The sequence below is a fragment of the Rhizobium sp. Root483D2 genome (genome assembly GCF_001426685.1).
GTDB classification, from domain to species: Bacteria; Pseudomonadota; Alphaproteobacteria; order Rhizobiales; family Rhizobiaceae; genus Pararhizobium; species Pararhizobium qamdonense.
In genome coordinates, this window is the sequence record NZ_LMFB01000023.1 from 115,374 (window position 1) to 128,055 (window position 12,682).

11 protein-coding genes are annotated in these 12,682 nt (G+C 62.0%); 5 read left to right on the forward strand and 6 right to left on the reverse strand.

Annotation, left to right across the window (positions count from 1 at the left end; genetic code table 11):
* Positions 1–103: 103 nt before the first annotated feature.
* Entirely contained in the window at positions 104–595 is a 492-nt protein-coding gene (locus ASD32_RS20400) for a GNAT family N-acetyltransferase (protein WP_060639887.1), read from the reverse strand.
* A 95-nt stretch (positions 596–690) separates the two neighbouring features.
* On the reverse strand, positions 691–987 hold the full coding sequence (locus tag ASD32_RS20405; protein ID WP_156383267.1) for a hypothetical protein: 297 nt from the start codon (positions 985–987) through the stop codon (positions 691–693).
* Between ASD32_RS20405 and bla the strand changes: the two genes are divergently transcribed.
* Positions 971–1,855, forward strand: a complete 885-nt coding sequence (bla, locus tag ASD32_RS20410) for a class A beta-lactamase (RefSeq protein WP_060639889.1) — start codon at positions 971–973, stop codon at positions 1,853–1,855. The two genes, ASD32_RS20405 and bla, sit on opposite strands and share 17 nt — an antisense overlap.
* Positions 1,856–1,960: 105 nt before the next feature.
* Here bla and ASD32_RS20415 read toward each other — a convergent pair whose 3' ends face one another.
* The gene (locus ASD32_RS20415; protein ID WP_060639890.1) at positions 1,961–4,303 is read right to left on the reverse strand and encodes a glucose/quinate/shikimate family membrane-bound PQQ-dependent dehydrogenase; all 2,343 of its coding nucleotides are present in this window, start codon (positions 4,301–4,303) and stop codon (positions 1,961–1,963) included.
* Between the two features lie 14 nt (positions 4,304–4,317).
* Here ASD32_RS20415 and ASD32_RS20420 point away from each other — a divergent pair, with 14 nt between their 5' ends.
* On the forward strand, positions 4,318–4,605 hold the full coding sequence (locus ASD32_RS20420) for a hypothetical protein (protein WP_060639891.1): 288 nt from the start codon (positions 4,318–4,320) through the stop codon (positions 4,603–4,605).
* A gap of 39 nt (positions 4,606–4,644) precedes the next feature.
* Positions 4,645–4,884 (forward strand): hypothetical protein, encoded by a 240-nt coding sequence (locus ASD32_RS20425; RefSeq protein WP_060639892.1) that lies wholly within the window; start codon positions 4,645–4,647, stop codon positions 4,882–4,884.
* A gap of 237 nt (positions 4,885–5,121) precedes the next feature.
* Here the strand turns inward: ASD32_RS20425 and ASD32_RS20430 are convergent, their stop codons facing one another.
* Positions 5,122–6,615 (reverse strand): protein adenylyltransferase SelO, encoded by a 1,494-nt coding sequence (locus ASD32_RS20430; RefSeq protein WP_162252688.1) that lies wholly within the window; start codon positions 6,613–6,615, stop codon positions 5,122–5,124.
* A gap of 104 nt (positions 6,616–6,719) precedes the next feature.
* Here ASD32_RS20430 and ASD32_RS20435 point away from each other — a divergent pair, with 104 nt between their 5' ends.
* Complete coding sequence (locus tag ASD32_RS20435) at positions 6,720–6,941, forward strand: hypothetical protein (RefSeq protein WP_060639894.1); 222 nt, start codon at positions 6,720–6,722, stop codon at positions 6,939–6,941.
* A 224-nt stretch (positions 6,942–7,165) separates the two neighbouring features.
* On the opposite strand, the gene ASD32_RS20440 is transcribed toward ASD32_RS20435, so the two are convergent.
* On the reverse strand, positions 7,166–9,259 hold the full coding sequence (locus ASD32_RS20440; RefSeq protein ID WP_060639895.1) for a S9 family peptidase: 2,094 nt from the start codon (positions 9,257–9,259) through the stop codon (positions 7,166–7,168).
* Positions 9,260–9,555: 296 nt separating this feature from the next.
* On the opposite strand from ASD32_RS20440, the gene ASD32_RS20445 reads away from it, so the two are divergent.
* Entirely contained in the window at positions 9,556–11,469 is a 1,914-nt protein-coding gene (locus tag ASD32_RS20445; RefSeq protein ID WP_060639896.1) for a methyl-accepting chemotaxis protein, read from the forward strand.
* A gap of 150 nt (positions 11,470–11,619) precedes the next feature.
* Here the strand turns inward: ASD32_RS20445 and ASD32_RS20450 are convergent, their stop codons facing one another.
* Positions 11,620–12,429 (reverse strand): CAAX protease, encoded by an 810-nt coding sequence (locus ASD32_RS20450; protein WP_156383268.1) that lies wholly within the window; start codon positions 12,427–12,429, stop codon positions 11,620–11,622.
* Between the last annotated feature and the right edge of the window lie 253 nt (positions 12,430–12,682).

Sequence of the window (12,682 nt, forward strand, 5' to 3'; positions counted from 1 at the left end):
ATTGTAGGGTATCGCTCTCGCCAAACAAGCGTCTTTGGTGTTTTTGGCGGCCAAGGCGCGTTCCATCGAACGCGCCCATCGCCATCATGCTGCCCGCCCGCCCTCAGGCCAGCGTCTGCAAATAGCGCATGCCGGTGACTGGGCCGGGGGTGAAGTTTTCCGATTCGTAGAAGCGGTGCGCCTGGAAATTGCCGGTGGCGGCGCTGACGGAGAGGTAGGTGGCGCCGGCCATGCGGGCCTGTTCGCGGGCCTTGGCGACGAGGTGGCGGCCGATGCCGGTGCCGCGATGGGCGCTGCGCACGTAGAGATGGTGCAGTTCCATGCCGCGCGCACCCTGCTGGGCGCGGTAGAGCGGCACGAGGATGGCGTAGCCGATTAGTTCGCCTGCAGCCTCGGCCACCAGCGCCGTGATCCAGGGCATGCGGCCGAACAGGTCGCGCTCAAGATTTTCGGGTGTCACGGCGGCGGCGTCGCCGTGATGGGCGGCAAGTTCGCTGATCAGTTCGCGCAGTGCAGGCAAGTCGCGCTGCTTGGCGGTGCGGATGGTGACCATCGGGGCGCGGATGGCGGGCGGAAGAGGAAGGGTCTGCAGCATATAATGGCTCCTTATGGCTTTCCCGCCATCAGGTGCCGTCCAAAAACAAAAGCCGCCTGATGGCGGCTTGTTTGAACGAGATCAGACAGCCGCACCTATGGGAGCAGCGTAAAATACCAGCGGGCGATGTTTGCGGTTCTGATCATGGCGGGCAATGTCGCCTTTTCCGCACAAATGTCAACGGGATTCTGAGGCCTGTTAATTTTTGCGGCGGAAACAAGATTTTGAACGGCCATCTTTCCGGCCAAGACCGGCCACATTCGCTCCCTACCCATGGCCTCCAGCGCATCATAGCTGATTGAGTAATTGCTTATATAAGTCATGACAATCAAGCTCTTGGCCGCGCCGCACAATGATCCAGGGAGACCCCATCGCATGTCGTTCACGTTCAATCGCCGCTCCTTCCTCATCGGCTCCGGCCTGTTGCTGCCCGGCATCGGCCTTGCACCGCAAACGGTCCTTGCGGCTGGAAAAGACATCGAAAAGCAATTGGCAGCACTCGAAAAACAAACCGGCGGCCGTCTCGGCGTCTACGTCCTCGATACGAAAACCAAGGCATCCTTTTCCCACCGGCCGGACGAGCGCTTTGCCATGTGCTCGACCTTCAAGGCGCTGGCGGCGGCCTGCGTGCTCGCGCGCGCCGACAAGGGCGAGGAGAAGCTCGACCGCAAGGTGCTGATTACCAAGAAGCATCTTTTGACCTATTCGCCCGCTGTCGAAAAGCGTGTCGGCGGTGCCATGACGGTGCGCGAACTTTGCGATGCCGCCGTCACGTTGAGCGACAATGGGGCGGCCAACCTGCTTCTGGCAAGCTTCGGCGGCCCCAAGGGGCTGACGGACTGGCTGCGCACGATCGGTGACGCCACCACCCGCCTCGACCGCTGGGAACCGGAACTCAACGAGGCCAAGATCGGCGATCCCCGTGATACGACGACGCCAAAGGCGATGACGGAGACGCTCGGCAAGCTCCTGCTCGGCGACACGCTATCGACAGCGTCCCGCGACCAGTTTACCGCCTGGCTTATCGCCAATACGACGGGTGCCAAACGCCTGCGCGCAGGGCTTCCGAAAACCTGGACGATCGGTGAAAAGACCGGCACCAGCGGCCACGGCGAAGCCGGCGACATCGGCTTCGTGCGGCCCTCTGGAGACCACACGATCCTCGTCTCCGTCTATATCGCCGAGGGCAAGAAGCCGACCAAGGAACTGGAGCCGGTCTTCGGCGACGTGGGCAAACTGGTCGCCGCCATGATGGGATAAGGCTGGCGGCGGCGATGGCGGCGCTGCCCGATTCATCAGCCCCTAACCGGAAAACAAAAAGCCGGCGGATCGCTCCGCCGGCTTTTTCGTTGTGTCGACGCTGCCTTACTTCGCCAGCTTGTACGCGATCACGTAGTCGCCCGGCTTGGTGCCGACAGAGCCGTGGCCGCCGGCGACGATCAGGACGAACTGGGTGCCGTCATCGGTGGCGTAGCTCATCGGGGTGGACTGCCCGCCGGCAGGCAGGCGGCCTTCCCACAGCACCTTGCCGGTGGTCAGCTCATAGGCGCGGATATAGTTGTCGACTGCGGCTCCCAGGAAGGCGACGCCGCCCTTGGTGATCATCGGCCCGCCGATGCCGGGCACGCCGACCTTGAAGGGCAGGGGCAACGGCGTCATGTCCCGCACGGTGCCGTTCCTGTGCTTGTAGGCGATCTGGCCGGTCTTCAGATCGGCCCCGGCGACATAGCCCCATGGCGGCGCCTGGCAGGGGATGCCGAGCGGCCCGAGGAACGGCCCCATGAAGACGCCGTAAGGTGCGCCGTCATTGCGGTTGAGGCCCTGTTCGGAACCCTTCTCGTCCTGGCCCTTGGCCGGGATCTGGTCGCGCGGCACGAGCCTGGAGGTGAAGGCCAGATAGGTCGGCATGCCGAACATCACCTGGCGTTCGGGATCGACCGCGACCGAGCCCCAGTTGAACGTGCCGAAATTGCCGGGATAGATCAGGCTGCCTTGCAGCGATGGCGGCGTGTAGCGGCCTTCATATTTCAGCCGCTTGAAGTCGATCCGGCAGGCGAGCTGGTCGAACATCGTCACGCCCCACATGTTCTTGTCCGTCAAGGGTGGCGGCGAGAAGGTGAGGTCGGAGATCGGTTGTGTCGGCGCGGTGAAATCCTCGGCGATTGCGCCGGTCGGGGCCGGGATCTCCTTGACCGGGATGATCGGCTCGCCGGTGCGCCGGTCGAGCACGTAGATATCGCCCTGCTTAGTGGGGCCGACGAGGGCCGGAACCGGCTGGCCGTACTTGCCGGTAATGTCGAGCAGCACCGGCTGGGCGGGAACGTCCATGTCCCAGAGATCGTGATGCACGGTCTGGCGCACCCAGCGGACAGCGCCTGTGGTGATATCCAGCGCCACGATCGACGAGGAATATTTCTCCACATGCTCGCTTCTGTTCATGCCGAGCTGGTCGGGCACCTGGTTGCCAAGCGGGATGAAGACAAGGTTGAGCTTGTCGTCATAGCTGAACACGGACCAGCTGTTGGGTGAGTTGGTCGTGTAGGTCTGGCCTTCCGGCAGCGGCGTCGTCACGTCCGGATTGCCACTGTCCCAGTTCCAGATCAGCGCGCCGCTATTGACGTCGAAGGCGCGGATGACGCCGGATTGTTCCTGGGTCGAGTAGTTGTCGTTGACGGCACCACCGATGATGATCTTGCCGGCGGTGATCACCGGCGGCGAGGTCGAGTAGTAATAGCCGGCCGGATTGTACTGCATGCCTTTTTCAAGATGCAGCGTGCCCTTGTCGGCAAAGCTCTCGCAGACCTTGCCATTGGCGGCATCGAGCGCGATCAGCCGTGCATCGGCGGTCGGCAGATAGACCCGTTCGGCGCAGGCGCTGCCGGCCACGGCGGCCGGATCGGCATAATAGGTCACGCCACGGCAGGTCTGGTGCTGCCGGTCCGGGTTCATCCCGGAATTGGCGTCGAACTTCCATTTTTCCTTGCCGGTCGCGGCGTCCAGCGCAATGGCCAGATTGTGCGGCGTGCACATGTAGAGCGTGTCGTGGATTTTCAGCGGCGTCACCTGATAGGTGGTTTCGCCGACATCGTCGGGGCGCTTCACGTCGCCGGTCTGATATTGCCAGGCCTCTTGCAGCGTACCCACATTGCCAGGCGTGATCTGCGAGAGTGGCGAATAGCGCTGGCCATAGGGCGTGCGGCCGTATTGGTGCCATTCGCCGTCGGGGACATTGCCGCCGAGATCGGCAGCTGCGGTCGCCGTTCCAACCGGCAGTTCGCCGGCAAGATCAAGCGGGTCCTGCGTCATCGAGTAGCCGGCAACGGCGATCGAGGCGATCACGGCAAGGCCGAGCGGCAGGGCGCTGGCCTTGTAGACCTGGCCGGTCGGGCTGACAAAGCCGAGGCCGCGGCGGATGGCCGGCAAAAGCAGCCAGAGGCCGAGCAGGATGATGACGCCGCCGCGCGGTCCAAGCTGCCACCAGTCGAAGCCAACTTCCCAGATCGCCCAGGCGAGCGTGCCGATGATCAAAAGCGCATAGACGGTGAGTGCTGCGCCGCGCCGCGCCAACAGGAGAAAGGCGGTGATGAGGAAGCCGAGGCCGGCAATGGCATAATACCAGCTGCCGCCGAGCACGATGAGCCAAAGCCCGCCGCCGCCGAGCCCAAGCCCGATCAGTGCGAAGACGATGGCCGTCAACAAAATCAACATGAATATCTCCCGTTATGGAAAGCCGCGCCGCGCGGAACGTCTCGCTTGCGGTGGGCATCTGGGGCCTCAGGGAAAAGGCCGTCTGGTCTTGGGGCTGGCCATCGCGCCGGATGGTGCTGTGCGCGGTGAACCTCAATCGGTGGCGCGCAAAGGGTTCAATCGCCGCGCGCGATATCACCGAACATATCGCACGGGCGCCGCCTTTCAATGGCCACAATTGCCCACAGCCATCAAAATTCGGCATGGCAGGCAGGCGTCTGGCGCACGGCCTGCAAAAGGATTTCGGCAGCGCGGGAAAATAGGATAGGTCAGCGGCAAGGTTTATCATATCGAGGTCTGACATGAAGAAATTGCTGACGGTTCTGCTGGTTGTCGTCGTAGCCGTCATCGGCGTGATCGGCGGGCGCTGGCTGCTCTATGTCACCAATACCAGCGACCCGCTGGACGAGGTCGGCATCGAGCTCAACAGCCGCATGCCGGAACCGCTTCGCAAATGGGGCTGCGCCCAGCTGAAATCCAATTTCGAAAACCGCCTGCCGCCCTATGGCTGTGCTGTTGCTGGGGGAACGGACTGGGAGTGACGGGAGATTGCGTGGGCGGCTGTCAGATTGATGTTCGCAGCATCCGTCATTCCTGTGCCTGTCACAGGAATCCAGCCAGCTCAAGTCATTGAGCTGAAAGAGTCTTTTGACCCGGCAGACGCCGGGTCACTGGATCCCCACCACAGGGGTGAGGATGACGGAGAGCGGGGTGATGACCCCGCCAGAGAATCGCATTCAGCGTTGGCAGCAATCCCAAAGCCTAAAGCGCGACGCCCCTCACGTCCCGCAAAACGTCTTCAACACTTCTTCCGACGGCGCGGGCGGCGCCGCGTAGGCTGCAAAGCCCGGCCGGTCGTCGTAGGGCCTGGCAAGGGCGTCGTTCAGCGCCTCGAACAACGAGAAATCTCCATCGTCCTCAGCAGCGCGGATCGCCTGCTCGATCCGGTGGTTGCGCGGGATGATCGCGGGATTAACGGCGCGCATGGCGGCAGCCGTCTGCGCGTCGGACAAGGGTTCGCGCCCCGTCCGCTCGCGCCACGCGGCAAGCCAGGCGTCAATATCGGCTGTATCGGCAAAGAGATCGCGAAGCGGACCGTCCTTGGCGCTGCCTTCGGCGGCATCGCAGAGCTTGCGGAAGGTCAGCGTGAAATCGGTTTCGTTGCGGTGCATGGCGCTCAGCAAGCCCTGAACCAGATCAAGGTCGCCATCCTCCTCGGTCTGCAGGCCGATCTTTGCCTTCATGCCGGTGAGCCAATGGGTCTGGAACAGCGCGCCATAATTACCAATCGCATCATTGGCGAGATTGACGGCTTCCGACGGTTCCGGGTCGAGCAGCGGCAGCAGGGTTTCGGCCAGCCGCGCCATGTTCCATTGGCCAATCGCCGGCTGGCTGCCATAGGCATAGCGTCCGCCCCGGTCGATCGAGGAAAACACCTTTGCCGGGTCGTAGGCATCGAGAAAGGCGCAAGGACCGAAATCGATGGTTTCGCCTGATATGGCGCAATTATCGGTGTTCATCACGCCGTGGATGAAGCCGACGCAAAGCCAGCGCGCAATCAGCGACGCCTGCCGCTCGATCACCGCCTGCAACAGCGCCAGATAGGGATGCTCCTGGGTCTCGATGCCGGGGTAATGCCGCGCAATGACATGATCCGAAAGCACCTTCAGCCCCTCGGTGTCGCCGCGCGCCGCCAGGAACTGGAAGGTGCCGACGCGGATATGGCTGGCCGCCACGCGGGTGATGACGCCGCCGGGAAGCACCCTCTCGCGGTAGACCGGCTCGCCGGTAACGACGGCGGCAAGCGCCCGGGTCGCCGGAATGCCCAGCGCAAACATTGCCTCGCTGACGATATATTCGCGCAGGACCGGCCCAAGTGCCGCGCGCCCGTCGCCGCGCCGCGAATAGGGCGTCTTGCCCGCGCCTTTCAGCTGGATATCGCGGCGCCTGCCATGGATATCGATGACCTCGCCGATCAGGATTGCCCGCCCGTCGCCCAGGAGCGGCACGAATTGACCGAACTGATGGCCGGCATAGGCCATGCCCAGCGGTTCGGCGCCGGCGGGTATCGCATTGCCGGAAAAGATCGCCGCCCCCTCGCGCTCCAGCGCATCGGCATCGAGCCCAAGCTCGATCGCCAGCGGCCGGTTGAACTTGATCAGCCACGGCTCGGAAACCGGTGTCGGGACAGCCGCCGCATGAAAATGCTGCGGCAGCCGGGCATAGCTGTTGTCAAAGGGAATGGGGGCGGCCGTTGCCGTCTTTTCGCGCATGGATGATGTCATGCGTCTAAGGTAAGGTCACGGGCTCGCGGCGGCAAGGGCGTTGCGGCCTGCAAGGTTCTGGCCTATTTTGATATTGCGATGGAGATTGCGCCGTGAACGAAAAACTCAGCATTACGCTTCCCGCCGAACTGGTCGAAATCATCAACGACAGGGTTGATGCGGGACTTTATGCCTCGTCCAGCGATGTGCTGGAGGCGGCGATGGTGTCCATTCGTGCCCGCGTCAAGGCTTCGCTGGACGATCCTCGCCCCAATATTTCCAGCGATGACATGGACCGGTGGATCAACCAAAAATACCGCGTTTCACCGTTGTAGAAGGTTATGCTTAGACAGTAGCGAAGCCTGAAAGCCATGGTCTGGCGAGAGCGATATCCCACTCCCCGTCATCCTCCCCTCGGGTTTCACCCGAGGGGAGGATGACGGGGATCCAGCGACCCGACGTCTGTCGGGTCGAAAGACTCTATCAGCTCAAGGACTTGAGCTGACTGGATACAAGCCACGAGGGCAGGTATGAGGGAAAGTGGGTGCCGGAAGGCTCGTTACATCTTCCCCGCCACCTTGATCGCGAATGCGTATTCGAAGGCGATTTCCTCCAGGCGTTGGAAGCGGCCGGAGGCGCCGCCATGGCCGGCGTCCATGTTGGTCTTCATCAGGATGGGTTCCGAGCCCGTGGTTTTTTCGCGCAGCTTGGCGACCCACTTGGCCGGTTCCCAATAGGTGACGCGCGGGTCGGTGAGGCCGCCCAGCGCCAGGATCGCCGGGTAGGGCTTTTCCGAAACGTTGTCGTAAGGCGAATAGGCGGCCATGCGCTCATAGGCCGTCCTGTCCTCGATCGGGTTGCCCCATTCCGGCCATTCCGGCGGGGTCAGCGGCAGCGTGTCGTCGAGCATGGTGTTCAACACATCGACGAAGGGTACGGCGGCGATGACGCCCTTGAATTTCTCCGGCGCCATATTGGCAATAGCCCCCATCAGCATGCCGCCGGCCGAGCCGCCCTCGGCGATGATGTTTTCGTAGGACGTGAACTTCTGTTGATTCAAATAGTCGGCTGCTGCGATGAAGTCCTTGAACGTGTTGGTCTTCTTCTCCATCCGGCCGTCTTCGTACCATTCAAAGCCCTTGTCCTTGCCGCCGCGGATATGGGCGATGGCATAGACGAAGCCGCGATCGGCGAGCGACAGGCAATTGGTGTTGAACGAGGCGGGAATGGCAATGCCATAGGCGCCGTAGCCGTAGAGCAGGCAGGGCGCCGAGCCGTCGAGGGCCAAGTCCTTGCGGTAGAGCAGGGTGACCGGAACCTCGGCGCCGTCCCAAGCCGGCGCCATGACGCGGCGGGTGACGTAGTCGCCGGGATTGTGGCCGGACGGCACTTCCTGCGTCTTCAGCAGCGTGCGCTCGCGCGTCACCATATTGTAGTCGTAGAGCTGGCTCGGCGTCGTCATCGAGGAATAGGAGAAGCGGATGACGTCGGTGTCGTATTCGGCAGCGCCCGAAAGCCCCAGCGAAAACGCCTCTTCGGCAAAGGCGATCGCATGTTCCTCGCCGGTGCGCCGGTCGCGGATCTTGATCTGCGGCAGGCCGGCCTCGCGCTCCAGCCACACGAGATGGCGGGCATAGGCGCCGTGCGAGATGATCAGCCGGCCGGCCGTATGCGGCACGACGTCGGTCCAGTGTTCCCGCGCCGGTGTCTCAACCGGCGTCTGCATGATCTTGAAATCCTTGGCGCCGTCGGCATTGGTGAGGATGTAGAAGACATCGCCGCCTTCAGACAGCGAATATTCAAGACCGGTTTCGCGGGCCGCCACCAGCTGTGGCTCGCCGGTCAGATCGGAGGTCGGCAGGAGCCAGTATTCGCTGGTTTCGTGATCGTGGATGTCGATATAGATGAAGTCGTCGAGCATCGAGCCGCCGACGCCCATGAAGAAGCCCGGATCCTCTTCCTCGTAGACCAGCCGGTCGTCGCCTTGCCCGGTGCCGACGATATGGTGGAAGATCTTCGAAGGACGGTGGTTGTCGTCAAGCACGGTGTAGAAAAAGCTCTTGCCATCGGGCGCCCAGGCGCCGCCGCCGCCGGTATTCTCGATGATATCGGCAAGGTCATCGCCGGTGGCGAGATCGCGCACGCGCAGCGTATAATATTCCGAGCCCTTGTCGTCATAGCTCCACAGACCCCGGCTGTGATCGGTCGAGTGATCGACGCCGCCCAGACGGAAATAGGCCTTGCCTTCCGCCTCCTTGTCGCCGTCAAGCAGCACGGAACGCGCACCGCCATCGCGCGGCGTACGGAAGAAGGACGGCTGCTCGCCGCCCGTCACATAAAAGGTGCCATAGGCATACGGCCCGTCCTTGACCGGAACGGATGAGTCATCCTCCTTGATGCGGCCCTTCATCTCGGAAAACAGCGTCTTTTGCAGCGCATCGGTATCGGCCATCGCCGCCTTCATATAGGCGTTCTCGGCCTCCAGATGCCTGCGGATCTCCGGATCGAGGATCGAGGGATCCTTGAACATCGCCTGCCAGTTTTCGGCGCGCAGCCAGGCATAGTCGTCCGTGCGGGTGATGCCGTGGCGGGTATCGGTCACCGGCTTTTTCAAGGCGGCGGGCGCAGGTGGCAGATTTTTGAAGATGGACAAGGAAATCTCCGGGGCAATGCGAGGGGTGATGCGTCCGAGATAGAGACCGGGTGGCGAAGGTTCAAGCTGAAACTCGCATCGGCTGTGGTGGCACCCGCTTCGGATGTCGCATTTTTTGCCGCCTGACTGTCATCTCGATTTCTGGGATGCCAGTCTTAACCGGACGTTAGAGCAATTCCCTCAGATTGCGCCGTCATGCGCGATGTCGGTTTTCTCCTGCGCTTTGAAAGAGGCATCATGCCTCGCTCCTCCCATTTTGTTCAGCGTGCGGTCCCTTGCCCAGCCGGAGTTTCGACATGAATTTTCGCAATCTCTCCATTCTCCAGAAGATCAGTCTGGTCGTTTTCGTCATGGGGCTGTCCTGCCTGGTCATCGCATCCGTCGGTGCACGCGGCATCCTGGCGCTGGAATCGGCCATCGTCTCGGTCGGCGCCAGGGAAGAGGTTGCCCGCGAGGCCATGGACCTGCGCGTCGATATCATCGCCATCAGCCGCATGACCTACCAGCTGGCCGCACAGCCGGACAAATCCGCCGATTTCCGCGAAGAGGCTGACAAGCGCTCCACGGAAATGCTGGCGCGCCTGCCAAAGATCGAGGCCGCCGCCGACGCAACGGAGCTCCAGCAGCTGCAGGCGATCCGCGCGACGCTTAAAACCTATTTCGGAGAAATCCGCGCCATGGTCGATATTGCCGCTGCCAACCCGCAGGATGCTGCCGCCATCAAGGCGGCGCTTGCCAAGGCGCTTGATGCGCAAAAGACCGTCACCAGCACCGTCAAGGTCTACAGCACCTATTCGGGCGAAGCGCTTGCCGCCGCCCGTGCCGATGCGCTGCAGTCGTCCTCCGTCGCCCTTCTGATTGCTGTCTTTGCCGCGATCGGCTGCATTGCCGTTGGAGCACTCGTCAGCCTTCTGGTTGCCCGGCGCGGCATCTCCATCCCGGTGCGGGATCTCACCGCCGCCATGAGCCGTCTGGCCGAAGGCAATCTTGACAGCGCCGGCACCGACGCCACCCGCAAGGACGAGATCGGCGAGATGGCCCGCGCCGTCGAGGTCTTCCGCCACAACGCCCTGGCGATGCGCGATATGAAAGCGCAGGAAGCCGCCCTGCATGCGCTGAGCAGCGACCTGCAGTCGAGCATCAGCGCTGTCGTCGCCGCAGCTGTCGCCGGCGATTTCACCGGCCGCATCGGCAAAGATTACCAGAATGACGATCTCAACCGGTTTGCCGGCAGCGTCAACGAACTGGTGGAGAGCATCGATCTCGCTGTCACCGAAGTGCGCCGCGTCATCGCAGCGCTTGCCGATGCCGACCTCTCGGAAAGCATGGAAGGCCATTTCCAGGGCGCGTTTGCCGAACTGCAGCAGAACGTCAACGCCACGATGGTAACGCTGCGCTCGACCATGAACAACGTGCGCGGTGCCGCCGGCACCATCAAGGACAGCTCGGCCGAACTGAGTTCGGCTGCCAACGACCTGTCGAAACGCACCGAACAGCAGGCGGCAGCGCTGGAGGAAACCGCAGCCGCGCTCGACGAGATCACGGCGACCGTGCGCACCTCGTCTGCCCGCGCCGTTGAGGCCCGCGACATGGTGCGCGAAACCAAGGAGAGTGCCGGAAAATCCGGCGAGATCGTCCGCAACGCCGTCACCGCCATGAGCCGGATCGAGGGGTCTTCCAGCAAGATCAGCCAGATCATCGGCGTCATCGACGAGATCGCCTTCCAGACCAACCTTCTGGCGCTGAATGCCGGCGTCGAAGCCGCGCGCGCCGGTGATGCCGGCCGCGGTTTTGCCGTCGTCGCCCAGGAAGTCCGCGAGCTCGCCCAGCGCTCCGCCAATGCCGCCAAGGAGATCAAGGCGCTGATCAGCGCATCCGCTTCCGAGGTCGAGGGCGGGGTCTCGCTGGTGCGCGCAACCGGCGATGCGCTGGTTGAAATCGAACGGCTGGTGCTGCGCGTCAACGACCACGTCGAAAGCATCGCCACCGCCGCCCGCGAACAATCAACGGCGCTCGCCGAAATCAACACCTCGGTCAACCACATGGACCAGATGACCCAGAAGAACGCCGCCATGGTCGAGGAAACCACGGCCGCAAGCGAAACCCTGGCCGACGAAAGCCGCCAGCTGCAAACCCTGCTCGCCCGCTTCAAACTGGAAGAAACCAGCCGTCCGCAGCCGGCCCAACACCGCACCCGCTACGCCGCCTGAGACGGTACGGACGGTCAGGTAAGACGCGAAGGGGAGGGCGGCAAAGTCCTCCTCTTTTGTTTGCTGGTTGGGCGATGGGCGAGGGCTTTGGCAAATGAGGTCGCAACTTCCATCAGACTGCGAGCCACGTGAGCCGGGTCGAGCGAGGGTCTACACGGTGATCGGAGACGCAATCAGCTTCAATCTCTCAAGTTCATCGACCGAGCAAATGCGTCTTGCATTCAAAATGATCCCGTTCTTGGATAGAAGATCGACCTGATGAGGTGATACCAAAGTTATCAGCTCAATTATCGTATCTATTTTCTCGTTTAAATGGGCAACCGCCTGATCCTGGGTGGTCACTCCGTTGCGCTTCCAGACCGGCTCATGGTGGGAGAGGCGATTGCGGGTGTCTCTCACAATTTTCACCAACCTGCCGGCCTGCGCGAGGGTGGAGCCGACACTGGTCGTTGGCCAAGGGCCTTTTAGAACCCTTCCCAATCTTGATTGCCAGATGAGCCTTGGCCCAAGGAATTCTGCATCGAACATCCATTCCCACGTCGAGAAATCGGTCTTGGCGATAATGTCGTCGTGGCTTGGCCACGCGAAATTGCCATATCGATCCCGCTTTTCCCTACGTGCCGTATTCGTTGCTCTTGAAAAGTTGTCACGGACTTTCTGGACCACCTCCGGGACCGGAGCTCCCGGTGCGAATGACTTGTATTTAAGTTTCGTGGCGCTCCACCAGAAGGTGCCAGGGCCCCCTTGGGAAACAAGTGCCTTGTCTATTGAATTTCGCACGGTGATCTCGGCAGAAGACAGAAGCGGATGCAGGACGGAGCATACATGAGAGTTCCAGACGTAAGATGCGACGAGCTGATGTTCGCAGGAATGCGTAAACACGCTTTTATAACTCTGGAGACGCTTGGATGTTATCATGATTGGGATCACTTCTGGATGCAGTGCAACGGTAAATGGCATTTCATTCCATCGGTGGTTCGGTTGACAGGTTCAGTCCAAAAGCTTAAATGTTCACGCACGGGTTGTCATTAGGCACCAATTTGCGCGAGCATACGGCCTGATGTAGATACCTGAACTATCAGCCCCGGCCTTGAGCCGGGGTTTTCATTTGGAGCTTGGCCCCGATCGGTCCCAGCAACTGCATGACTCGGACTATCGCCTCTGGAACGCGGCCCTTGCCCCGATCTCCCCCTTCTCCCCAGCGGGGAGAAGT